The organism is Micromonospora echinaurantiaca, from assembly GCF_900090235.1.
Classification (GTDB): Bacteria; Actinomycetota; Actinomycetes; order Mycobacteriales; family Micromonosporaceae; genus Micromonospora; species Micromonospora echinaurantiaca.
Map to the genome: position 1 here is coordinate 2,904,961 of NZ_LT607750.1, position 24,283 is coordinate 2,929,243.

18 protein-coding genes are annotated in these 24,283 nt (G+C 73.0%); 9 read left to right on the top strand and 9 right to left on the bottom strand.

What is annotated here, in order from left to right:
* The first annotated feature begins 60 nt into the window (after window positions 1–60).
* Window positions 61–2,424 carry a M64 family metallopeptidase gene (locus tag GA0070609_RS13335; RefSeq protein ID WP_197700269.1) on the top strand — a complete coding sequence of 788 codons (2,364 nt, stop codon included), beginning with the start codon at window positions 61–63 and terminating at the stop codon, window positions 2,422–2,424.
* 103 nt (window positions 2,425–2,527) lie between these two features.
* Here the strand turns inward: GA0070609_RS13335 and GA0070609_RS13340 are convergent, their stop codons facing one another.
* On the bottom strand, window positions 2,528–3,274 hold the full coding sequence (locus tag GA0070609_RS13340; protein WP_088994111.1) for a hypothetical protein: 747 nt from the start codon (window positions 3,272–3,274) through the stop codon (window positions 2,528–2,530).
* A 219-nt stretch (window positions 3,275–3,493) separates the two neighbouring features.
* On the opposite strand from GA0070609_RS13340, the gene GA0070609_RS13345 reads away from it, so the two are divergent.
* The 3 genes from GA0070609_RS13345 (at window position 3,494) to GA0070609_RS13355 (ending at window position 8,606) form a co-directional block, all read left to right on the top strand.
* A complete protein-coding gene (locus GA0070609_RS13345; RefSeq protein WP_157748134.1) occupies window positions 3,494–4,402 on the top strand; it encodes an IniB N-terminal domain-containing protein in 909 nt (302 codons plus the stop codon).
* 237 nt (window positions 4,403–4,639) lie between these two features.
* The gene (locus tag GA0070609_RS13350) at window positions 4,640–6,571 is read left to right on the top strand and encodes an NHL repeat-containing protein (RefSeq protein ID WP_088994113.1); all 1,932 of its coding nucleotides are present in this window, start codon (window positions 4,640–4,642) and stop codon (window positions 6,569–6,571) included.
* A 100-nt stretch (window positions 6,572–6,671) separates the two neighbouring features.
* A complete protein-coding gene (locus GA0070609_RS13355) occupies window positions 6,672–8,606 on the top strand; it encodes an outer membrane protein assembly factor BamB family protein (RefSeq protein WP_088994114.1) in 1,935 nt (644 codons plus the stop codon).
* 87 nt (window positions 8,607–8,693) lie between these two features.
* Here GA0070609_RS13355 and GA0070609_RS13360 read toward each other — a convergent pair whose 3' ends face one another.
* Complete coding sequence (locus GA0070609_RS13360; protein WP_088994115.1) at window positions 8,694–9,218, bottom strand: hypothetical protein; 525 nt, start codon at window positions 9,216–9,218, stop codon at window positions 8,694–8,696.
* 165 nt (window positions 9,219–9,383) lie between these two features.
* Between GA0070609_RS13360 and ligD the strand changes: the two genes are divergently transcribed.
* Window positions 9,384–10,349 carry a non-homologous end-joining DNA ligase gene (gene ligD / locus GA0070609_RS13365; protein WP_231928712.1) on the top strand — a complete coding sequence of 322 codons (966 nt, stop codon included), beginning with the start codon at window positions 9,384–9,386 and terminating at the stop codon, window positions 10,347–10,349.
* Window positions 10,350–10,447: 98 nt separating this feature from the next.
* Here the strand turns inward: ligD and GA0070609_RS13370 are convergent, their stop codons facing one another.
* From GA0070609_RS13370 to GA0070609_RS13395, 6 genes are all read right to left on the bottom strand, one after another.
* Window positions 10,448–11,377, bottom strand: coding sequence for a diacylglycerol/lipid kinase family protein (locus GA0070609_RS13370; protein WP_088994116.1), 930 nt, complete (start codon window positions 11,375–11,377; stop codon window positions 10,448–10,450).
* Window positions 11,378–11,526: 149 nt separating this feature from the next.
* Window positions 11,527–12,132, bottom strand: coding sequence for an STAS domain-containing protein (locus tag GA0070609_RS13375; protein ID WP_088994117.1), 606 nt, complete (start codon window positions 12,130–12,132; stop codon window positions 11,527–11,529).
* Window positions 12,133–12,382: 250 nt separating this feature from the next.
* Window positions 12,383–12,658 carry a BON domain-containing protein gene (locus GA0070609_RS13380; RefSeq protein WP_146228105.1) on the bottom strand — a complete coding sequence of 92 codons (276 nt, stop codon included), beginning with the start codon at window positions 12,656–12,658 and terminating at the stop codon, window positions 12,383–12,385.
* A gap of 347 nt (window positions 12,659–13,005) precedes the next feature.
* Window positions 13,006–13,845 carry an amino acid ABC transporter ATP-binding protein gene (locus GA0070609_RS13385; protein WP_088997710.1) on the bottom strand — a complete coding sequence of 280 codons (840 nt, stop codon included), beginning with the start codon at window positions 13,843–13,845 and terminating at the stop codon, window positions 13,006–13,008.
* A gap of 5 nt (window positions 13,846–13,850) precedes the next feature.
* Window positions 13,851–14,645: an amino acid ABC transporter permease gene (locus tag GA0070609_RS13390; RefSeq protein ID WP_088994119.1), complete on the bottom strand. Its 795-nt coding sequence runs from the start codon at window positions 14,643–14,645 to the stop codon at window positions 13,851–13,853.
* 67 nt (window positions 14,646–14,712) lie between these two features.
* Window positions 14,713–15,531: a basic amino acid ABC transporter substrate-binding protein gene (locus GA0070609_RS13395; RefSeq protein ID WP_088994120.1), complete on the bottom strand. Its 819-nt coding sequence runs from the start codon at window positions 15,529–15,531 to the stop codon at window positions 14,713–14,715.
* A gap of 661 nt (window positions 15,532–16,192) precedes the next feature.
* On the opposite strand from GA0070609_RS13395, the gene rph reads away from it, so the two are divergent.
* Together rph and GA0070609_RS13405 are read left to right on the top strand one after the other, a co-directional pair.
* The gene (gene rph / locus GA0070609_RS13400) at window positions 16,193–18,790 is read left to right on the top strand and encodes a rifamycin-inactivating phosphotransferase (protein WP_088994121.1); all 2,598 of its coding nucleotides are present in this window, start codon (window positions 16,193–16,195) and stop codon (window positions 18,788–18,790) included.
* Between the two features lie 194 nt (window positions 18,791–18,984).
* Complete coding sequence (locus tag GA0070609_RS13405) at window positions 18,985–19,641, top strand: HAD family hydrolase (protein ID WP_088994122.1); 657 nt, start codon at window positions 18,985–18,987, stop codon at window positions 19,639–19,641.
* A 9-nt stretch (window positions 19,642–19,650) separates the two neighbouring features.
* Here GA0070609_RS13405 and GA0070609_RS13410 read toward each other — a convergent pair whose 3' ends face one another.
* A complete protein-coding gene (locus tag GA0070609_RS13410) occupies window positions 19,651–20,589 on the bottom strand; it encodes a LysR family transcriptional regulator (protein WP_088994123.1) in 939 nt (312 codons plus the stop codon).
* Window positions 20,590–20,714: 125 nt separating this feature from the next.
* Here GA0070609_RS13410 and GA0070609_RS13415 point away from each other — a divergent pair, with 125 nt between their 5' ends.
* The gene (locus tag GA0070609_RS13415) at window positions 20,715–21,998 is read left to right on the top strand and encodes an MFS transporter (protein WP_088994124.1); all 1,284 of its coding nucleotides are present in this window, start codon (window positions 20,715–20,717) and stop codon (window positions 21,996–21,998) included.
* 153 nt (window positions 21,999–22,151) lie between these two features.
* A complete protein-coding gene (locus GA0070609_RS13420; protein WP_088994125.1) occupies window positions 22,152–24,182 on the top strand; it encodes a hypothetical protein in 2,031 nt (676 codons plus the stop codon).
* Window positions 24,183–24,283 lie beyond the last annotated feature (101 nt).

Below are 24,283 nucleotides of genomic sequence, written 5' to 3' on the forward strand. Positions count from 1 at the left end.
GCGGCCATTGGCGGGTCTCGAAGGGCTATGCGGCGCCGCGGCGGCCGGGTACGGTCCGGATTGACCGCGATCACGGCGGCGACCGGGATCGCCGGAGGCGTCGGTCACGAGGGGGACGTGGTGAAGATCAGAGCTGGGCTGTGCGTGGCGGCGATGGTCACGGCGGGGCTGGTGGTCGCGCCACCGGCCGCCGCCGCCGAGATGGGCAGCGCCACCGTGGTGCCGATCCAGGTGACCGGCGATCCGGCCAAGCGGTTCAACCTGGTGCTGCTCGGCGACGGCTACACCGAGGCCGACCTGCCCACGTTCCGGTCGCACGTGGACAAGCACCTCAACACCCTCTGGACCATCGAGCCGTTCAAGTCCTACCGCAGCTACTTCAACGTCTACGCGGTGGAGATCGTCTCGGCGGAGTCCGGGGTGGACTGCGATCCCGGCCTGACCGGCCCGCGGCGGGACACCGTCCTGGGCATGGGCTTCTGGGGCGGCTGCAACCCGAACAGCGTGCAGCGCCTGCTCTCGGTCGACGGCGCCGCCGCCAACACGTACGCCAACCTGGCGACCGGCACCAACCCGGGCAACCGGCAGCTGATCGCGCTCGCCAACAGCGGCACGTACGGCGGCGCGGGCGGCGCCAACGCGACCGCGTCCGGCGGCAACGCGCTCAGCGCGCTGATCAGCCCGCACGAGCTGGGGCACTCGCTGGGCGGCCTGCAGGACGAGTACGACTACTACGCCCGTGGCGTGGCCGGTGACACCTACACCGGGCCGGAACCCTCCTCGGTGCACCACACCGTGCTCACCGAGCAGCAGATGCGCGACACCCAGGCCAAGTGGTGGCGCTGGCTCGGCGAGCCGAGCGAGTCCGGCGGCACGATCGGCCGCTACGAGGGCGGGCTGTACCTGCAGCGGGGAGTGTGGCGGCCCAGCCAGCACTCGATGATGAAGTCGCTGGGCTTCTACTTCGACCAGGTGGCGCGCGAGCGGATGACCCAGCGGATCGCCGGCAAGGTCAGCATCCTGCAGGGCGGCACGCCCGCCGACCGGCCCGTCGGCGCGGACCGGGTCCTTCGGGTGCAGACCCTGCACCCGGTCAGCCACGAACTCGCCGTCACCTGGTCGGTCGACGGCGTCACCGTCCCGGGCACCGGCAACGCCCGCGACCTGGACCTGCGGTCGTTGCGGCTGGCGCCCGGAACGCACACCGTCACCGCCACGGTGACCGACCCGACCCCGTTCGTCCGCGACCCCGCGGTGCGCGACTCGGCCGCGCTGACCCAGCGCCGGACCTGGACCGTCGACACCGCGCTGACCACCCCCGCCGGCGGGGAGCCGCTGGCGATCACCGCGTCGACCGCGACCGACCGGCCGGTCGGCGCGCGGGACGTGGTGTACGTGGAGAGCACCCAGCCCACCGACCGGGTGCCGACGGTCACCTGGACCCTCGACGGTCAGCCGGTGGCCAACCCGGGGCACGACGGTGACCTCGAACTGGCTCCGCTCGGCCTGGCCCGGGGCACCCACCGGCTCACCGCCACGGTCACCGACCCGGTGACCCGCGAGTCGGTGAGCCGCGGCTGGACGGTCGACGCGACCCGGCCCGAGGTGGACTACCAGGTCTCCGCGCCGCTGCTCACCACGACCAGGCCCGGCAGGCCCACCGAGTACCTGTACAACGGCCCGTTCACCATGCGGCTGACCGGCGCGGACGACGGCGCGGGGCAGGTCACCGCGGAGTTCCGGCTGGACGGCGACGGCTGGCACAACTACTACGGCTGGCCCACCGACGCCGACGAGCCGTTCCGGTTCACCGCCACCGGCACCGACGTGGACGGCCTGGTCTACGGCAACCTCGGCTCGGGCGGACTGTCGGTGTCGCCGTTCGCCGAGCGCTCCCCCGGCTACGGCCGCCACACCGTCGAGTACCGGGGCATCGACGCGGTCGGCAACATCGGCGCCCCCGGGTCGTTCGTGGCCACGCTGATTCCGTCGCCGCCGGCCTGCACCAACGTCGTCACCGGACGCCACACCGGCCCGCTGGTCGTCAGCACCGGCGTCACCTGCCTGCGCGGGGCGACCGTGACCGGCGCGGTCGTGGTCCGGCCCGGGGCCGCCCTCGTCGCCGAACGCGCCACCATCTCCGGCGCCCTGGCGGCGACCGGCGCGGGCGCCGTCGAGCTGTTGAACAGCAGCGTGCGGGGCGCGGTCACGCTGACCGGCACCACCGGTCACGTCACCGCGGTGGGCACCCGGGTGGACGGTCCGCTGGTGCTCTCCGGCAACGTCACCGGCGACACGGCGGCGATCCTCGCCGGCAACGACGTCGCGGCGCTGCACTGCGCGGGCAACAGCCCGGCCCCGGTCGACCTCGGTACGCCGAACACCGTCCGGGGCGCCGCGTCGGGCCAGTGCCGGGCGCTGTAGGCGCTCGACGGCGGGTCGCGGGCGGCAACCAGTCCCCCGCGACCCTGGCGGTGCACGCCGGTGAGGGCGAGGAGGCCGGCGGCGGCGCCCGGGGCGAGGCGGGCTACGCCCACTTCCCCTCGAACAGCGGCGTCACCGGGCGCTCCCGGCGCCCGATGCGCAGGTCCCCGAAGATGGTGCTCCGCTCCGCCCGTTCGACCTCCGCGTCCAGGTCGAGCCGCAACTCGGCGGACGCGTCGTGCGCCGCGCCGACGAGGACGACCTCGGTCCCGGGGTGGTCGAGGAAGGCGGGCGGGTCGAGCGGGGCGAAGCCGCGGCCGTGGAACTTCGCCCGCAGCGCGGCGGGCAGCTGGACCTTCCGGGATCCGCGCAGGCCGACCCCGTGCGGGGACGGCGCCTCCGGGTTCTTCACCGTGATGACGTAGCTCGCCTCCGGTTCGATGCTGAGCCCGTGCTGCGCCGGGCCGGGATGCAGGGGTAGTTCCAGCTGGTACGCCAGGTGCGTGTGGTCGTCGTGCCGGGCGATCACGTACGCCCCCTCCGCCGCTGGCCGCGTCGCCGGCTGCTCCCGCTCGCCCCGGGTCCTCGTCCGGTACCGGCGCGCCTGCAGCGTCTCGTGCAGCTGTTCCGGCCGTGCCACCACCTCGTCGACGAACGCCCAGAACCGGTCGTGCTCGTCGATACCGGGCAGCCGCTTGCGCCCGACCACGAGCAGCCGCAGGTGCCGGCCCTGCCACGGGTGCAGCACCACCAGTAGCCGTTGCACCTCGTCGAGCGAGTCGACGTGCTCCTCCGCCACCCGGGGGCGGTAGAGGAAGTAGATGTCCCCGTCCTCCAGCAGCTCGGCCACGCGTGCCGGGTACCCGCCTCGGCGGGGCCGACACCGGGACGAGCGGGGTGGCGTACGGGGATCGGGGTGGGGCGAGTCCCCCCGGTCCCTAACGTCCGGCGAGGTGGGTGCCCTAATCCGGCGGGCAGGGTTGCGGGCTCATCCCCGATGCCCGGCGGGGGCCGCCGGCCATACCGTTGCCGCCGACATCAGATCCGCCCAGGTCCGAGGAGCACCCAGATGGAAACGCAGCAGAGTGTGTCCGTGGACGCGAACGCGTCCCTGCAGGACTTCGTGCTGAACCTGCTCGCCGATGCGGGCGCGCGGTCGGCGTTCGACCTCGACCCGGAGGGCGCGTTGCGGGCCGCCGGCCTGAACGACATCACCGCCGCCGACGTGCAGGACGTCGTCCCCCTCGTGGTCGACTACGCCCCCGTCCACGGCCTCAACCCCGTCGGCCCCACCGCCGGGCAACTCGGCGTCGACCCCCTGCTCGCCGACACCACCGACGTCGTCGGCCAACTCCAGAACGTCACCCACCAGCTCACCCTCACCACCAGCGACAACGGCCTCGACGTCAAAGCCGGCGTCCTCGGCGCCATCGCCGTCGACCCCACCGCCGTCGGCGTCGGCGCCACCGTCCTACCCGGCATCGGCCTCGGCATCGGCCCCGGCGGCCTCAGCACCGACCTCACCGGCGCCCACGACCTCGCCCACACCCTCGACGCCGACGTCATCGGCGCCACCGACACCATCGCCGACCCCGCCGTCAGCGACCTCACCAGCACCCTCGGCAACCCCACCACCGCCCTCGACAGCGGCGACAACGGCCTGCTCGGCACCGGCGTCCTCGGCGGCGACGGCCTCCTCGGCGGCACCCTCGGCAACACCCAGAGCCAGGTCGACGGCCTCGTCGACGGCCTCGGCGTCGACGACACCCTCGGCGGCCTCGGCATCACCACCGGCCCCGGCAGCGTCGTCCCACCGATCGACGTGCCATCCACCGTGGACGGCGTCACCGGCCAGGTCGACGGCGTCGTCTCCGGCGCCCTCGGGTCCGTCGGCGGGATGTCCACCGGGGTGGCGCTGCACGGCGAGGCGTCCGCCTCGGCCGGCGGCACGCTGGGCATCACCGACGGCCTGCTCTGAGCAGCTGTCGGCGTACGCCGAAGGGCCGGACCACCGCGGTGGTCCGGCCCTTCGGCGTCCGGCGGACCGCGCCGGAGCCCGACCGCCGCGTTCGCGTGCCTTCGACCCGAACTCCAGCTCGACGTTACGGGCCACACTCAAATCTGCCGATGAAAATCCCCCGTCGCCCATACCGGCGAGGCCATCGGCGACGCTAGACTCTGGCGCAATTCCGGTCCCGACCGAAAGGCTGCGCCCATGGTCGCCCGTCGTCGTCTACTGCAGACCGCCGCGCTCGCCGGCGGAGTCGCGCTCCTTCCCCCTTCCCCGGCCCACGCCGACACGTCAGCCGATCCCGAAGGCACCCTCACCGACCTCGGTCCGGCCAGCGTCACGACCCCGCTGGGCAACGGCGAGTTCGTCGGATCGGTGCTCTACGCGGCCACCCGCGGACTCTCGCCCAACGTGGTGGGCGCGTACGACCTCACCGCCGACGCCGTGACCTCCCACACCGACGTGCCCACCGGCATCGGCGTGTGGGCGATGTGCCGCGTCGGCACCGACGTCTACATCGGCACCCACAGCCGCTCCGACCTCTACCGGCTCGACACGGTGACGGGTGCGCTGAACCAGGTGGGCGCCTACCCGTACCACTTCATCTGGAATCTGGCCTCGTCGCCGGACGGCAAGGTTTACCTCGCGATCTCCGAACCCGGCCGGGTCGTCGAGTACGACCCGGCGACCGGGGTGAGCCGCGACCTCGGCATGCCGGTCGAGGGCGAGGCGTACGTGCGCAGCATCGCCGCCGACGAGACCACCATCTACGCGGGCGTCGGCGCGCACGCCCATCTGATCGCGATCGACCGGGCGACCGGCGCCAAGCGCGACATCCTGCCGGCCGCGCTCGCCGGCCGCGACTTCGTCGCCAGCCTGGCGCTGTCGGAGACCCACCTGGCCGGCGGCATCTCCTCCAACGGCGAGGTGCTGGTGCTGAACAAGACCGATCCGGCCGACCACCGGGTGCTGGCAACGGGCGAGAAGTACGTGACCTCGGTGCTCATCCACGACGGCTACGTCTACTTCGCCGGGCGACCGTCGGGCATGTTCTACCGGTGTGCCATCGACGGCGGGGCCGTCGAGGCCCTGGGCGTGGCCCAGCCCGAGGCGGCCACCCACCGGCTCCTCGTCCACGACGGCCGCGTCTACGGCGTGCAGGACGGCGCGATCGTCGTCTTCGACCCCGCCGACCGCTCGCTGCGCTACGTCAACCTGGTGCAGCGCGGCTTCCGGGCCGCGCCCGAGCAGCCCATGTCGGTGCACAGCGACGGCGCGCGCGTCTACGTCGGCGGCAAGGGTGGCGCGGACGTCCACGACCTCGCCACCGGCACGCGATCCCGGCTGGGCATACCCGGCGAACCCAAGACGGCGCTGACCGTCCGCGGCGCCACCTACCTCGGTGTCTACACCCAGGCCCTGCTCTACCGTCACCGGGCCGGCGAGACCGAGGCGACCCTGCTGGCCAGGACCGGTAACCAGCAGGACCGCCCGCGCGATCTGGCGTACGACGAGGCCACCGGTCTGATCGCGATGACCACCCAGCCGGAGCCGGGCCACCTGAACGGGACCCTGGCCCTCTACCAGCTGCGGACCGGGAGGTTCGACACCTACCGGCCCGTGGTCGAGCGGCAGAGCCTCTACGCCGTGACCTGCCAGGCCGGCGTCGCCTATCTCGGTACCAACATCCAGGAAGGGCTCGGCCTGCCGCCGGTCACCGCCACCGCCCGGCTCGCCGCCTTCGACCTGCGTGGCCGCCGGCTGCGCTGGCAGGTCGAACCGGTGCCCGGGGCGAAGGTCATCCCGGGTCTCGCGCACACCGCGCTCGCCGTCTACGGCATCACCGACACCGGCGTGCTGTTCGAGTACGACCTGCGGCACGCCCGGGTCACCCGGATCACGAAGGTCAGCGCCCGCGGCTCCGATCTGCACATCGTCGGTCGGGTCGCCTACACCACCGACGGCAACGCGATCTACAAGATCGATCTGGTCACCTTCACGGTCAGCACCGTCGTCGACGGGCTGGCCGGCGAATGGTTCGGCGGCGAACCCAAGCTCGCCCTCGACCCGTCCCGGAGCGCGCTGTTCGGCCTCAAGGGGCGCAACCTGGTCCGCGTCGCGATCTCCGGCCGCTGACCACCCGTGACCGGCATCCCGCGCGCCCGAACGACAACCCGGCGGGGCGACGGCGTCTCGACCTCCACTCCCCCAGGCCGCACCGAAGAGGAGCTTGCCCATGACCCAGCTGAACCGGCGTAACCTCATCCAGCTCACGGCACTGTCCGCGGTCGGCGGCGCGGTGCTCGGCGAACTGCCGGCCGCGGCGGAGGGCCCGCGCCAGCCGGGGCAGTACGGCCCGGCCTCGCTGAGCGCGGCGATCGTCGGCATGGCGGTGGACGGCACCACCGGGTACTTCGTCACCCGGGGGCAGACGCCGCCGAAGGTGGTCACGTACGACATCGCGGCCCGCGCGGTGACCGACGTGGTGCCGCTGGAGCGGGGCGACGGCGCCTGGGCCTGCACCGTCTCCGGCGGCAAGGTCTACATCGGCACGTACTCGTTCGGCGACGTCGTCGAGTACGACCCGGCGACCAAGACCGCCCGGCGACTCGGCACCATCGGCCCGTCGGGCACGATCGTGTTCGCCGCCACCACCGCACCGGACGGCGTGGTCTACTTCGGCACCTATCCCCGGGGCGAGGTCTGGTCCCTGCAACCGGCGACCGGAACCCTGACCAACCTCGGACGCGCCTTCCCCGGATCCCAGTACGCCCGGCTGCTGGCCGCCGACGAGCGCTACGTCTACGCCGGCACGATTCCCGCCCACATCGTCCGGATCGACCGCGCCACCGGCGAGAAGGTGGACATCATGCCCACCGGCACCCCGCTGGACGCGGGACTCGGCGCGCTGGCCGCGGCCGGCGGCCGGGTCTACGCCGCGTCCGCGTTCGGGGTGCACGACATCGCCAGCGACGGTTCCGGCCACGTCGAGGTGCCCGCCGACGGGGAGTACCTGGTCGACTCGCTGAGCGTCACCGGCGACGGCGGGCTGCTCGCCCTGGGCCGGCTGACCGGGTCGATCCTGCGCCGGGAGGGCGACCGGCTGGTCACGATCGCCCAGGGCCCGGCCGGCGACGAGGGACGCGGCGTGGTGGAGCTTGCCGACGGCACCGTCTTCGCCGCCAACGGCAGTGGCCGGGTGTCCATCCTGGCCCCCGGCCGGGACACCGTCGAACAGCACGACCTGACCGACGACCCGCGGGCGGCCGGGCCCGAGCTGCTCCAGTCGATGTGCGCGGCTCCCGACGGTTCGGTCTACGTCGGCGGGCACTTCGCGATCACCGTGCACGAGCCCGCCCGCGGCGTCAGCCGCCGGTACCCCGTCGGCGGCGAGGCGAAGGACATCGTCGCCTGGCGGGACCGGATGATCAGCGCCCTGTACCCGAGCGGCGAGATCGTCGAGCTGAACCCACGCACGGGTCAGGTGCGCAGCTTCGGCCAGATCGGCCACAACCAGCAGCGGCCCTGGGACGTGGTGCACCACAAGCCGTCCGGCCTCGTCCTGGTCGCCTCGGCCCCGCGGTACGGCAGCCTGCAGGGCGCGCTCACGCTGCTGGACCCGGCGACCGGCGAGCTGGAGGTACGCCTCGACATCCTGCCCAACCAGGCGCTGAACGCCATCGCGCTGGACGGGGACCTGGCCTACATCGCCGGGGACACCTGGGGCGGCAACGGGACCCCGCCCACCGAGCCGACCTCCCAGGTGGCGGTCTTCGACATCCGCCGCCGCGAGGTGGTCGACCGGTTCGCGCCGCTGCCCGGCCAGCCCAGCATGCAGCACGTCGAGGTGTTCAACGGGGTGCTCTACGCGTCGTACAAGCGCACCAGCGGCACCTGGATCGCGTACGACCTCACCACCCGCACCGTGCTGCACTCCGGCAAGCTCAGCGGGTACGGCGAGATCGTCGCGCACCACGGCCAGGTCTACGCCGCGACGAACTTCGGCGACACCATCTACCGGCTGGGACCGGGGTTGGCCGCGGCGGAGCCGCTGTACAGCGGCATCGGCACCAACTGGTACACGGTTCCCCGGATCGAGCCGGTGCCCGGAGCGCGCAAGGCGTGGACAGCCGTGGACCGCAACCTCGCGCTGGTCGAACTGCCGGGCTGACCGGCGCCGTCGGGCCGAGGTCCCCGCGCCGCGACCAGGCGGGGGGACCTCGCGGCCCGCCGGGCCGATCGCACATCGACCGCGGCGTCAGCCGTCGGCGTACACGAGGTCCATCGTGTCGGTACGCCCGGACCAGCGCAGATCGAGGTGCCAGCAGCCGGGCTGCGGCAGGTCGATGATCGACGGGCCTGGACCGCCGGTGACCTGGCGGGTCACCCGGGTGTCGGTGCCGTGCAGCGTCGCGGTGATGACCAGCGTCGGCGAGGACGTCGGATCGGGAGAGGTGGTGGCCGGGCGGGGAACCCAGAGGATCTTGTTGTTGGAGCCGTCCGTCCGGGGCTGCCGCAGCGGGTGGCCGAACAGCACCGCGACGATCTCGCCCTTCGCACCGAAGACGTGCGCGATCCGGGGCTCCCCGCGGAACCCGCCGTGCGCCCATTCGGGCAGCAGGCCGGTCTCGACCCGGGAGCCGCAGCCGGTCGCGGCCGGCGCCGCCGCGCTCGGCGGGGCCGGGGTGGCCGCCGCGCCGGCCGGCGTGGCCGGCCCGTCGGTGGGCGTGCACGCCGCCAGCAGGACCACCGCTGCCAGCACCAACCTGCCCCGTGAACCCATCTCGTCCCCCTCCGGATGGACGCCTGGCGGAACTGACCCGTCCCGTTCTCAGGACACCGGCCGGGCGCTCCGGGTTCCCGGGCACCGGTCACGGGCCGCCCGGGTCCGGCGGGCGGATCGCCCGAAGGCCAGGTGCCGGCGCGTCGGGTTGGTGATGATCGAGGCGTGAGTGCCAGGATGCCGACCCTCGTGCGGCCGATGCTCGCCACCAGTGGCGCGCTGCCCGGCGGGCCGGGGTGGGGATACGAGTTCAAGTGGGACGGCGTTCGCGCCATCGGGTACGTCGCCGACGGGGTGCGGCTGCTCAGCCGCAACGACCGCGACGTCACCCCGGCGTACCCCGAACTGGGCGAGCTGGCGCGGCTGCTGTCGGGCCGGCGCGCGGTGCTGGACGGGGAGATTGTGGCCCTGGACGGCAAGGGGCGGCCCAGCTTCGCCGCGCTGCAACGCCGCATGCACGTCCGGGCGCCGTCCGCCGCCCTGGTCGGCGGCACCCCCGTCCGGATGTACCTGTTCGACCTGCTGCACCTCGACGGTCGGGACCTGACCTCGCTGCCGTACACCGAGCGCCGCGCCGCGCTGCAGGAACTGGACCTCAGCGGGCAGAGCGTGGACACGCCGCCCTACTGGACCGGGGACGCCGGCCGTGATCTGGCCACGGCGGCCGCCGACCTGGGCCTGGAAGGAGTGGTCGCCAAGCAGCTCGACTCGCCGTACCAGCCCGGTCGCCGCTCGCCGGCCTGGGTGAAGGTGCCCCTCAACGACACCGTCGAGGTCATCGTGGGCGGCTACCAGCCCGGTGCGGGCCGGCGCGCCGGCACCGTCGGCTCGCTGCTGCTCGGCATGTACGACCAGGACGACAAGCTGACCTTCATCGGCCACGTCGGCACCGGCTTCACCCAGGCCGCGCTGCGCGACCTGCAGCAACGCCTGGACCCGCTGCGCCGACCGGATCCACCGTTCGACTCCCCCGTGCCGCGCGAACACGCCCGGCACGCCGTCTGGGTCGATCCGGTGCTGGTCGGCGACGTCACCTTCCGGTCCTGGACCCCGGACAACCGGCTGCGCCACCCCTCCTGGAAGGGACTGCGCAGCGACCGCGAGCCGACCGAGGTCCGGCTGCACCGCTGAGCCCGCCGCACGCCCGGCAGCCGCGATCAGAGTCCCACCCGGCAGCGCCGCCGGTCGTCGTCCGGACCCCGCACAGCCCGGCTGAGGACTTCGACGCGCTAGCGGTCCGGGCGGTCGGCGGGGGCCATGATGCGCAGCGCGTTGGGGTCCAGGCCGATCCGGATCGGGGTCTCGCCGTACAACTCGCCGTCGACCTCGACCGGCGCCGGCCGGTCGGTCTCCAGCCACAGCTGGCGTACGGCGAGGAAGGGCTCCTCGCGCAGCGTGCGGCGATGCCCGGTGGCGGCGTTGCGGGCCGTGTCGCGCAGCAGCTCGCGACGGGTGGCGCCGCCCACCGGGTAGCCGACCAGCAGCCGGTCGTCGGCGTCCGCGTCGGCGGTGATCGGCCGGCCGGCGTGGAAGCCGCCGTTGGCCACGTAGAGCTGGTGGGTGACGAACTCGCGCTCCCGCCCCTCGGCGCGGACGGTGGCCCGCAGCGGCCGGTGCCGGGTCAGCAGTGCCAGCGCGGTGAGCGGGTACGCGAGCCGGCCGGTGGCCCGCTTCAGCCGCGGCGGCGTCCGGAGCATCACGTCGGCGGAGAGGCCGATGCCGACGTGGTTGGTGAACCGCATGTCGCCCACCAGGCCGAGGTCGACGTCGATCACCTTGCCGGTGGCGAGCACCTCGACCGCCGCGTCGAGGTCGAGCGGGATGCCCACGGTGCGGGCGAAGTTGTTGGTGGTGCCCAGCGGCAGCAGGCCGAGCGCGATGTCGCGGTGGGCGAGCAGCCGGGCGGCGGTGCCGATGGTGCCGTCGCCGCCGCCGGCGACCAGGAGGTCCGGCCCGAGGTCGGCGGCCGCGGCGAGGGTCTGCTCCAGCTCGCCGGGCCGGTCGACCGGGTACGCGCCGAGGAGCGTGAAGCCGGCCGCCGCGAGCCGCGCCCGGGCGCCCTCGTAGAGCCGCCGGCCCCGCCGGGAGTGGGCGTTGACCACGAGCACCGCCCGCCGTTCCCGGCGGATCGTCGCACTCAGCTCCGGCTTCGTCCGCATAGGAGCAGACCCTATCGCCGGCAGGCTGCGTCGACCTCACCTTCCCCCACGGTGGCCAACGCGCCACCGGCAGCTGCGTCGCCCTCACCTGTCGATGCCGGCGACGCCGCCGCTGGGCGGGCCGGACACCACCGGCACGGCGGTCACCGTCAACCGAGGTCGGGCGTCGGATGGGTGGGCCGGTGACCTGCCGCGGACAGGTCGGCGAGGGCCTCGTCGCGGCTGTCGAAGACCGGGAGGACGCCGTCCAGGCGCATGGTGTGCAGGACGGTGCGGACGAACCGGGAGGGACCGGCGAGGCACAGCATGACGCCTCGGTCGTGGGCGTCGCGGTGGGCGCGGACGAGCACACCCAACCCGGTGGAGTCGATGACGTGCACCCGGCTGAGGTCGACCACCACGTGCCCGCCCATGTCGGCGGCGTGTCCCAGGGCGGCGCGGAGCGTGTCGCCGCTGTCGAGGTCGATGTCGCCGGTGGCGGCGACGACGGTGGCGCCGTCGACGTGGTCGATGCCGACGATCCCACCCGGGCCGTGGTCCCGGCAGGGAACGGGACCGCCACCGGCGGGCGGCAGCAGGCTGCAGTACGGACACCGGTGGGGGCCGGTCGCGAACGGTGAGCCGCTCCAGCCGTGCTCGGCGATCAGCGTCCAGACGACCTCGGCGTCGGGCGGCACACAGGCCGTCACCGTGGTGGTGTGGCCGCAGGTGTCGCAGATCAACGCCATCAGCTGGTCGTCCGGGACGACGCTCATCGTGCTGTCCTTCCTGCCCGTCCGGGACCCGGTCGGCCACCACCCTGCCCGGCCGGATTCGCGGCCACCACGCGGGTCTGTGACAGTCGCGTGACAAAGTCGGACCGGGGGTGGGGGGTCAGCGCGCCGACGTGGTCTGATCCGGTGCGCTCGACGTGGGACCGGTGGCCTCGGGCGGAGCGGTGCCGCCCGGGGTGGCCGGCGGACCGGATCGGCCGGTCACCCCGGTCCACCGCACCCCGGCCGGCGGTCAGTCCGCCGAGGCACGCAGCCGGTTGTTGACGTCGTGCACGCCCGGGGTGCTCCAGGCGCGGTCGTGGGCGGCGGCGCTCACCTCGGCCGAACTGACCACGCCGTCCAGGATCACCACGCGGTTCTGCACCTCGATGCAGATCCGTTCGTGTCTGAGCAGCGGGTCCCGCTGCATCCGGTCCAGCAGGCGGCAGGCCAGCCGGGCGTCCTCGGAGGTGGGTCGGGTCTCGAACAGCGACGGGAATTCGTGGGGGAAGAACCAGGGGTAGGTCATGTCGAGCTCCTCGGGTTGCTGCGGCGTGCCGGTGGCCGGCTGTGCGGCCGCCGCGACCACGCCGCGGGGGTGATCCCCCCGCACTACCCCGCGGGGCCCGCGGCCAACACGACGAAACGATGACGGTTCGCGCCCAGCCTCATGACGGTCGCTGCCGTGCGCGTTCGCACCAGGGCAGCCACGCCCAGACCCTGGCCCCGGGCGACGGTCAGCTCGCCGTGAGCGGGCGGAGGGCGCCTTTCGGCGGGTCGGCCGCCACGAGACGCCCGACCGGGCGGCCCCCGCCCGCTCCCCCGCGGCGTATCCGGCCGTCGGTGGTCGGGCGGGCAGGCGGGCAGCGGCGGCGGCTACAGGTTGTGGCGGTCGTCGGACGGCAGGCGCGGCGGCTCCGCCGGCTGCGCAGACTGGCCGGGCTGACCGAGCTGCGCGACGTGGGTCGGGTCGAGGACCCGGGAGAGGAACGAGCGGGTCCGTTCGTGCCGGGGGGCGCCGAGCACCTCCTGCGGCGGCCCCTGCTCGACCACCACGCCGCCGTCCATGAAGACGACCCGGTCGGCCACGTCGCGGGCGAACGCCATCTCGTGGGTGACCACCATCATCGTCATGCCGTCCTCGGCGAGCTTGCGCATGACGGTGAGCACGTCGCCGACGAGTTCCGGATCCAGCGCGGAGGTCGGCTCGTCGAAGAGCATCAGCTTGGGGTCCATCGACAGCGACCGGGCGATCGCCACCCGCTGCTGCTGCCCGCCGGAGAGCTGCGCGGGGAACGCGGTGGCCTTGTCGGTCAGGCCGACCCGCTCCAGGTTCTCCCGGGCGATCCGCTCGGCCTCCGCCCGGCCGCGCCGGAGCACCTTGCGCTGGGCGACGGTGAGGTTGTCCAGCACGGTCAGGTGCGGGAACAGGTTGAACGACTGGAAGACCATGCCGATGCCGCGGCGGACCGCGTCGATCTCGACGTCCGGGTCGGTCATCTCGATCCCGTTCACCCAGATCTTGCCGGCGGTCGGCTCCTCGAGCAGGTTGACGCAGCGCAGCAGGGTCGACTTGCCGGATCCGGACGGCCCGATGACGCAGACCACCTCGCCGTGGCCGACCTCGAAGTCGATGCCCTTGAGCACCTCGATCGGGCCGAAGGACTTGTGCAGGTCGCGGATCTCGACGGCGGGTCGGGCTTCAGGAGTCGTCATGTGGGTCACCGAGCCTTGGCGTAGCGGAGTTCGAGGCGTCGTACCACCTGGGACAGGGGCAGGGTGATGATCAGGTAGGTGAAGCCGGCCACCAGCAGCGGCGTGGCGTTCACCCGGTCGTTCAGCGTGTCCCGGCCGAACTTGGTGATCTCGATGGTCGACGCGGTCACGCCGAGCACGTAGGCCAGCGACGAGTCCTTGGTGAGCAGGATGAGCTCGTTGGTCAGCGGCGGGATCACGATCCGGAACGCCTGCGGGATGACGATGGTGCGCATCGCGGTGAAGTGCGACATGCCGAGGGTGCGCGCCGCCTCCATCTGCCCCTTCGGCACGGCCTGGATGCCGGCGCGGATGGTCTCGGCCATGTACGCCGCGGCGGTCAACCCGAGACCGATCGCGATGGAACCGAACACGCCGCCCGGGATCTCCCGGTCCGGGAAGGCGATCGGGATGCCGTAGCCGACCAGGAAGAGGACCAGCAGCGCGGGCAGACCCCGGAACAGTTCGATGTACCCGGTGGCCACCCAGCGGTACGGCGCCACTCGGGACAGCCGCATCAGCGCGAGGATGGTGCCGAACACCAGGCCGAAGGCGAACGCGCCGAGCGTGTAGAGGATCGTGTTGCGCAGCGCGACGGTGATGATCGTCGGGAACATCGACTCGATGATGTCGACGCGGAAGAAGGCCTCTTTCAGCCTGCCCCAGTCGGCCGCGAAGATCACCACGGCGAGGACGGCGATGAAGGCCAGGTACTGCAGCCAGAGGGACAGCCGCTCTCGCTGGCGGCGGCGCAGCTTCACCGTTCGTTGCTCCTTGCCCACGCGGAGGGCGCGCGACGGGCGCGCGCCCTCCTGCCACGAGTTCCGATCACTTGGCCGGCTGCTTGCCGATCCACTTCTCGTAGATCTTGTCGTACGAGCCGTCCTGCTTGGCCTTGGCCAGCGTCTCGTTGATCTTCTTGAGCAGCTCCGGGTTGCCGTCCTTCTTCACCGAGAAGCCGTACTGCTCGCCGGTGTCGAACTCGGCGGTCACCTCGAACCCGCCCGGGTTCTCCTTGATGTACTCGGTCCAGACCGGCAGGTCGTTGATGGCGGCCTCGACCTGGCCGTTGGCGAGGGCCTGCTGCAGGGCGGCGAGGTCCTCGAACTCGACGAGCTGCAGGCCCTTCTCCGCCTCGAACTTCTTGGCGTAGTCTCGGCCGGTGGTGGCCGCCTGGACGCCGAGCTTCTTGCCCTTGAGATCGTCGAGCGACTTGTACGCCTTACCGGTCTTCACCAGCAGCGCCTGGGTGGCGTCGAAGTAGGGGTCGGAGAAGTTCATCACCTTCTGCCGCTCCTCGGTGATCGTCATGCCGGCGGCGGCCGCGTCACACTTGCCGGTGTTCAGGTCCTGGCCGGACTTGATCCCCTCGAACGGCGTGTCGACGATCTTCTGCTCGACGCCCAGTTCCTTGGCGACCAGGTCCATCACGTCGACGTCGAACCCGACGACCTTGCCGCTGGCGTCCTTCGACTGGAACGGCGCGTACGGCAGGTGGGTGCAGACGGTGAGCTTGCCCGCTTCGATGAGCTTGACCCCGCTCGCCTGGACCTCGCCCTCATCCTTCTTGGCGCATCCCGCGCTCACCGCGAGGGCGGCGATCGCCGCGATCAAGCCAGCCTTGCGGACTGCGCTGTGGAACGTCACTGCGGTGTCCTCCCCGATTCGGCCGCGTACGACTGGCGGCCCGTGTTGGTGCAAAGACGATGTGCCAGGGGACGCTACCCGATCGGACCAGCCGTACCTAGATCAAGTCGGGCGGTTGTGGCCATGCTGTTGCCATCACGGTGCGTAAACCCGGCAGTCGGTCCGCAACCGGGCGGCCCCTGCTGGCATCGGGGAGCCCGGCACAGCCTCACCAAGATCGCCACTTTGGGTGACTGTCCGTGGTGTCGCCCCACCGGGTCGTCGCCGACGACGTGCGGGGCCGGAGCAGGCACATCCGCGGGTCGGGACATCCGTGGCCGGCCGGCGGTCCGGTCCGGTCCGCCACGAGACCAGGGGCCAGGAATGGGGCAGTTGCGGGCGCGACGACGTCCGGAGAGCCGAGAAGGGCGTCAGGCCGCGGCGGACGCCCAAAAGGAAAGGCAAGGAGATGTCACCCCTTGCCACCTTTAACGTATAGCGCACCGGGGGGCTTGCGGCAAGACCCCTGTCGTGGCGCAGAATCGTCGGCCCGAGGCCACAACCTGCGGAAATGGGGGCACGACGTGCGTGTGTTGGTGTCGACGTTCGGGGGACGCGGTGACGCCGAGGCGGCGGTGGGACCGGCGGTGCGGCTGCCGGCCCTGGCCGCGGAGGAGTCGCGATGAGCGGGCCGTACGTGTTGGGTCTTCACGAGGTTGACGAGACGCAGCTCGCGGTCGTCGGCGGTAAGGGCGCGCACCTGGGCGCGCTGTCGCGGATCGACGGCGTCCGCGTGCCGGCCGGCTTCTGCGTCACGACGGACGCCTTCCGGCGGACCATGGCGGCGGCGCCGTCGATCGACGATCGGCTCGATCAGTTGTCGCGCGTGAACCCGGACGACCGGGAGGCGATCCGCACGCTCAGCGCGGAGATCCGCCGGACCATCGAAGGGATCACCGTCCCCGACGACCTGGCGGCGGCGATCACCCGCGCGCTCGCCCCGCTCGGCGAGCAGGCCGCCTACGCCGTCCGATCCAGCGCGACGGCGGAGGACCTGCCGACGGCCTCCTTCGCCGGCCAGCAGGACACGTACCTGAACGTGGTGGGGCCGGCCGCGGTCCTTGAGCATGTCAGCCGGTGCTGGGCCTCGCTGTTCACCGAGCGGGCGGTGACCTACCGCCGGCGCAACGGCATCGACCACCGTGCGGTCCAGATGGCCGTGGTCGTGCAGCAGATGGTCTTCCCGCACGCGGCCGGCATCCTGTTCACGGCCGACCCCGTCACGGGCAACCGGACGGTCGCCTCCGTGGAGGCCAGCTTCGGCCTCGGCGAGGCGCTGGTCTCCGGCCTGGTGAACCCGGACGTCTACCAGGTGCGCGACGGCGCGGTCGTCGCGAAGGCGATCGCCGCCAAGCAGCGTGCGGTTCGCGCCGTGCCGGCCGGCGGGACGCGGGAACAGGCGATCGACCCGGAGCGGCAGGAGCAGCCGGCGCTGACGGATGCGCAGGTCGTGCGGCTCGCGCAGCTCGGCCGGCGGATCGAAGCGCAGTTCGGCCGTCCCCAGGACATCGAATGGTGCCTGGTCGACGACGGCTTCCAGATCGTCCAGAGCCGGCCGATCACCACGCTGTTCCCCATCCCCGAGTCCGACGATCGGGAGAACCACGTCTATCTCTCCGTCGGGCACCAGCAGATGATGACCGACGCCATGAAACCGCTGGGGCTCTCCTTCTGGCAGATGACGACCCCCGCGCCCATGGCCGAGGCCGGCGGCCGCCTGTTCGTCGACGTCACCCAGCGGCTGGCCGCACCGACGAGCCGCGCCAACCTCCTGCAGGTCGTGAGACGTTCCGATCCACTGACCGCGGACGCGCTGCAGACCATCCTCGACCGCGACGGCTTCATCCGGCCGCTTGCCGACGAGGGTTCCCCCGGGCCACTGTTCGGCGGCGCACCAGCGCAGATCGAGACCGACCCGGCCATCGTCACCGAGCTGATCGGGCACAGCGAGGCATCCGTCGCCGCCCTGCGACGCGACATCCGCACGAAGTCCGGGGAGGCGCTGCTCGACTTCATCCAAGCGGACCTCCAGGAGCTGCGGCGGATCCTGTTCGATCCGCGGAGTCACCAGGTGTTCATGTCGGCGATGGAGGCCACGGCGTGGCTCAACGAGCAGCTGGAGGCGTGGCTGGGCGAGAAGAACGCGGCGGACACGCTCACCCAGTCCGTGCCGCACAACGTCACGTCGGAGATGGGGCTGGCGCTCCTGGACGTCGCTGACGTGATCCGCCCGTATCCGGACGTGGTGGCGTTCCTGCAGCAGGTCGAGCACGACGGTTTCCTGGATGAGCTGCCCAGGCTCGCGGGCGGGCGGGAAGCGCGGGACGCCATCGAGGGCTGGCTCGACCGGTACGGCATGCGCTGCGTCGGCGAGATCGACATCACCCGGCCGCGGTGGAGTGAACGCCCCGCCACGCTCGTGCCCCTGATCCTCGGCAACGTCAGGAACGCCGAGCCGGGCGCCGGCGAGCGACGCTTCGAACAAGGGCGGCAGGAGGCCCGGAAGAAGGAGCAGGAGCTGCTGACCCGCCTGCGGGCCCTGCCGGACGGGGAGCGCAAGGCCGAGGAGACGAAGCGGATGATCGACCGGGTCCGGACCTTCACCGGGTACCGGGAGTATCCGAAGTACGGCATGGTCAGCCGCTACTTCGTGTACAAGCAGGCCCTGTCGGAAGAAGCCGAGCGCCTCGTGCGGGCCCACGTCCTGCGTGAGCGGGAGGACGTCTTCTACCTCACGTTCGCCGAGCTCCACGACGTCGTGCGCACGGGCCGGGTGGACGACCAGCTGATCCGCCGGCGCAAGGAGGCGTTCAGGTCGTACCAGGCGCTCACGCCGCCCCGGGTGCTCACCTCCGAGGGCGAGGCCATCACCGGGGCGTACCGACGCGACGACCTGCCGACCGGCGCGCTGGTCGGCCTGGCGGTCTCCGCCGGGACCGTCGAAGGGCGGGCCCGCGTCATCCTGGACATGGCCGAGGCCGATCTCGAACCGGGCGACATCCTCGTCACGGCCCACACCGACCCCAGCTGGACGCCCCTCTTCGTCGCCATCGCGGGCCTGGTGACGGAGGTCGGAGGGTTGATGACGCACGGCGCGGTGATCGCCCGCGAGTACGGCTTGCCGGCCGTCGTCGGTGTGGTGGACGCCACCCGGCTTATCGCCGACGGGCAGCGGATCCGCGTGCACGGAACCGACGGGTACGTCGAGATCCTGTCGTGACCGACCATCACCGAGGAAGGCCCGTCCCCTGGTCGGGCGGCCGGGCCGGACGATGACCGTCCGGCCCGGCCCACCGGCCGCGGCTGCCGCCGACCACCCCGGTGACCGCGCCGGCCGGACGTCCGGCAGGCTCTGGGCATGGCTGGACAGGTGATGATGGCAGGGTCTGCGTACCGCCGTCGCGGGAACCGGGGATGACCCGGCCGCCCCGCGTCGCCCCGGCGGCGGTCGTGTTCGACCTCGACGGCACGCTGGTCGACACGATGACGATCGCTCCGGCCGTGTACGTCGACACGATCCGCGCCCTCGGTGGGCCGGACGTCTCGCCGGCCACCGTCGTCGGCACCTGGCACATCGGCCACACCCCGGTGGTGCTGGCCCATTTCCTGCAACGGCCCGTCACCGCCTCGGACGTCGAGTGTTTCCACCGCCGTTTCCAGGCCGCGATCGCCGACATTCGGCCGTTTCCCGGCGTGTTCGACCTGGCCGAGGACCTCCGTCGGGCCGGCTGCCGGCTCGGCATCTTCACCGCCGCCCTGCGCCGGACCACCACCCTGGTGCTGGCCGGCACCGGGCTCGACCGGCTGTTCCCGGTCGTGGTCTGCGGTGACGAGGTCGCCGCGCCGAAGCCCGCGCCGGACGGACTGCGGCTGGCCTGTCGCCGGCTCGGCGTCGGCGTCGCCGAGACCGCGTACGTCGGCGACGCGGCGGTGGACCTCGCCTGCGCGGAGGCGGCGGGAGCGGTGGCGGTGCACGCCCGCTGGAGCGTCACCGCCACCGCCCGCGCGGACGTGCCGCTGGTGGCCCACCGGCCCGCCGACGTCCTCGACCTGCTCTCGGCCCCCGCGTGACCGGTCCCGCTACCGCCGGCCGACCCAGCTCGGCTCCCAACTGTCGGACGGCCGGGCCGGCCGGGTTGCCACCAGGTGCCGGCGGAGCGCGGTGAGGGTGGGGTGCCGGTTGTCGGTGCGGTGCACGAACGAGTGCGGGTAGACCGGCGTCGGGCCGTGCAGCGGGATCCGGCGCAGGTCCTGGGTGGCCGGCCAGACGTGCCGGTCACCGGAGCCCACGAGGGTCGCCACGTCGGCGGCGTCGGCTATCGCGTCGAGCAGCGCCGCGCTGCCGAAGTTCGGGCCGATCGCGTCGATCCGTAGGTCGAACGCCTCGGTCAGCTCGTCGTAGTAGGCGGCCCACTCGGCGCCCGGCCGGATGCCCGGGATCCAGATCCGGTGCCCGGCCAGGTCGTCCGGGGTGAGGGTCGCGGCGGCGGCGAGCGGGTGGGCCGCGCCGACGAGCAGTTGCAGCGGGTCGTCCAGGACCCGTTCGACCAGGATGCCGTCGGGCAGTTCGCGGGCGGGTAGCGGCACGGCCCGGAAGCTCGCGTCGATCTCGCCTGCGTGGACCGCCTCGATGGCCGCCTCGACGTTGGCGTCCGGCAGGGTGACCACGTCCAGGTCGATCCCCGGGTGGGCGCGGTAGAAGCGGTGCAGGGCCTCGGCCGGGGCGCTCCGCCGGTTCAGGACGTCCACCCGCAGCGCGCGGTCGCCGGGCCGGACCGAGGCGGCGGCCCGTTCGGCGGCGCGGAGCAGCTCGCGGGCGTGCGGGAGGAACGCCTGCCCGTCGACGGTGAGCCGGACGCCGCGAGCGGTGCGGGTGAAGAGGGTGACTCCGAGGCTCCGTTCCAGGTTGGCCACCCGCTTGGAGACCGCCTGCTGGCTGATCCGCAGGTCGACGGCGGCTTCCTGGAACTGCCCCGTGTCGGCGACCGCGAGGAGGGTGCGTACGGCGTCGATGTCCACCGGCGGATGGTACGGAGGCACAAGCGTTGGTTGTGGCTCGCCCGCCCGGCGGTTGTTGGATCCCACGGCCCCCGGCCTGGTCGAATCCTCGCCGTCGACGACCGGCTGGGACGGGGGGATGCGGCGTGGGGCGGCAGCGGCTGGGGCGCTCGTTCGGATGGCTGTGGTCGGCGTACGCGGCGAGCACCGTGGGCACCTGGTTGGGGTTCGGCGCGTTCCCGCTGCTCGCGATCCAGGTGCTCGACGTCGGTCCGGCCGCGGTCTCCGCCCTCGCCGCGGCCGGGCTGGCCGTGGGTGCGCTGCTGGCGCTCCCCCTCGGCCCGTGGGTCGACCGCCGGCGCGGACCGGCGGTCATGATCGCCACCAACGCCATCCGGTGCGCGGCCCTGCTGAGCGTCCCGATCGCGTTCTGGCTCGGGCTGCTCAGCTACCTCCACCTGCTGATCGTCTCGGTGGTCGGGGCGGCGGCGAGCATCGCCTTCACCGCCGCCAGCGGCGCCTACCTGAAGTCGATCATGCGTCCCGACCAGCTGCTGGTGGCCAACGGGCGGTTCGAGTCGACCCTCTGGACGGCCACCGCCGTCGGGCCGACCCTGGGCGGTGCGGCCATCACCCTGCTGGGGCCCGTCGTCACCGTGGTCGCCAACGCGGTCGGGTTCCTGCTCTCCGCGCTCGGCATCGGCATGATCCGGGACAGCGGACCGCGCCCGGCCGCGAACCGGCCACCGCGGCCGGCCGGTGGTGGTGCCGCCGCGGGTCGGCCGCGCCGCGACGACCTGCTGGCCGGCTGGCGGTTCATCCTCGCCGACCGTGAGCTGCGCCGGCTGTTCCTGAACACGGTGACCGTCAACGCGCTGATCATGGCGACCGAGCCGCTGCTGGCGGTGCTGCTCCTCGGCGACCTCGGCTGGGCCGCCTGGCAGTACGGCCTGGCGTTCGGACTGCCGTGCGTCGGTGGGTTCGTCGGCGCCCAGCTCGCCCCGCGACTGGCGGCCCGCCACGGGCGGCGGCGGGTCCTGCTGGTCTCGGGCGTGCTGCGCGCACTGTGGCCGGTCGGCCTGGTCCTCGTCGTACCCGGCACGGCGGGAGTGGTGCTGGTGATCGCCGTCGAGTTGGTGCTGATCACCTGCATGGGCGTGTTCAACCCGCTGTTCGCCACCGAGCGGCTCCAGCGGGTGCCGGCTGACCGGATCGCCCGCGTGCTGGTCGCCTGGCGGGTCACCGGCGCCGGGACGATCGCGCTGCTGACCGCACTGTGGGGCGTGCTGGCCGCGGCCACCGGTGCCCGCGCCGCAATCGGGCTCGCCGGCGCGGCGCTGCTGGCCACGCCACTCCTGCTGCCACACCGCGGGAGCGGGAAGTCGCCGCGCGGCGAGCCGGTCCCGCCGCCGCTGGCCGCCGTGCGGTGAGGGTGCCCGGTCGGCGGATCGGGCCGGGGCGGCCGGGCCCTTGCCGAGATTCCTTGATCGGCGTAGGAAGAACACCACGCCCCACCCCCGGCTCCTGCCACCAGCGTCGGCCGCGTGGCTCCGTCCACTCCGGCCACCGTCGAAGGAGATGGTGTGACCACCCCCGGACGCCTCCGTCTCGCCGTGTCCGTGCTGGTGACGGTCGGTGCCGTACTTCTCGGCACCGCCGCCGCCGCCGAACCCCCCGCGCGGCATCCGGCCGCGCACGGCGCGTGCGACCCGATCGACCCGACGGCCTGCCTGCTGCCGTTCCCCAACGACTACTTCACCGTGCCCGATCCCGTCAGCCCCACCGGCAAACGGGTGCGGTTCACGGCCAACGCGATGCCGGCCACCGTGCAGGGCACCCCGATCGACCCGACCGAATGGAACCGGCAGGACGGGTTCAGCCCCGGCTCGCCGATCCTGGTGCACGTGCCCGGCCTGGACGCCGCGGCAACCGGGGTCGCTCCGGTCACCGACATCGGCCGGTCGCTGGCGCCGGACGCGCCGATCGTGCTGCTCGACACGGCCACCGGGAAGCGCACCCCGTACTGGGCGGAGCTGGACGCGCACGCCGCCGGCCAGCCCGACCGACAGTTGCTCATCATCCGGCCGGCGGTGGCGCTGGCCGAGGGCACCCGGTACGTCGTGGCGCTGCGCGGCCTGCGCGACCGCAACGGCAAGCTGATCCCGGCCCCGACGGCGTTCCGCGCGTACGTCACCGGCGCCGGCCACGGCCCGCGGGACCGCCGCGCCCCGCAGATCAAGCGGATCCTCGCCGAGCTGACCCGGGTCGGCGTGAAGCGGCACAGCTTGCACCTCGCCTGGGACTTCACGGTGGCCAGCCGGCAGGGTCTGACCGGACGGATGCTGGCGATCCGCGACGGCGCGTTCGCCACCCTGGGCGCGGCGGCGCCGTCGTTCACCGTCACCCAGGTGACCGACTATTCGGAGCAGCAGGACGCGCGGATCGCCCGGCAGGTGACCGGCACCGTCGCCGTGCCGTCCTACCTGACCGGCAGCGGCGGACCGGGCTCGCGGCTGCACTACGGGCCGGCCGGCGGCGACGGGACGCCACCCACGACGTACGCCCGGCCCACGCCGTCCGGCACGACGCTGCGGGCGGACTTCGTCTGCAACATCCCGCGCAGCGCCTCCGCCGCCGAGCCGGCCCACCTCTCGCTCTACGGCCACGGACTGCTCGGCCGGCCGACCGAGATCAACGCCGGCAACGTCAAGACCATGTCGGCGGAGTACGACTTCACCTTCTGCGCCACCAGCTGGATCGGGATGGCCGCCGCCGACGTCCCGTACGTGGCCGGCGCCTTCACCGACCTCAGCGCCTTTCCCGCGGTGGCCGACCGGCTGCAGCAGAGTTTCCTGAACTTCCTCTTCCTGGGCCGGACGATGATCCACCCGGGCGGGTTCGCCGCCGACCCGGCGTTCCAGGACGCCGCCGGGCGACCGCTGATCGACGTGGCCGGCGGGTTGCACTACGACGGCAACAGCCAGGGCGGCATCAACGGCGGCGCGCTCACCGCCATCGCCCAGGACTGGACCCGGTCGGTGCTCGGCGTGCCGGCGATGAACTACTCCACCCTGCTGCAGCGCAGCGTGGACTTCGCCCCCTTCCAGTCGATCATGGATGGGTCGTACCCGGACAAGGTCGACCAGCAGCTGATCTTCGCGCTGCTGCAGATGTTGTGGGACCGGGCCGAGGCCAACGGGTACGCCCAGCACATGACCGGCAACCCGTTGCCGCGCACCCCGGCGCACCAGGTGCTGATGCACGTCGCCTTCGGCGACCAGCAGGTCTCCCCCGCCGCGGCCGAGGTGCAGGCGCGCACCATCGGCGCCCGCCTGCACACCCCGGCCCTCGCCGACGGCTGGTCGCTGGACGTGCGGCCGTACTGGGGCATCAAGCCGATCCGGTCGTACCCGTACACCGGCTCGGCGATGGTGGTCTGGAACAGCGGTGCGGCGTACGCGCCGCCGCCGACGAACCTCGCCCCGGCCGGGCCGGAGTACGGCGAGGACTCGCACGAGTTCCCCCGCGCCCAGCCCGGCGCACAACGGCAGAAGGCGACGTTCCTGCTCACCGGCAGGATCATCGACGTCTGCGCGGGTCGGCCCTGCCCGTGACGCGGTGACCGGTCGCGCCGCGCAGGCGCGGCCGGTCAGCTTCCGGCCGAGGTTCGCAGGGCGCGCCAGACGCCACGACAGCGGTCACTGCCCGCCGGAAA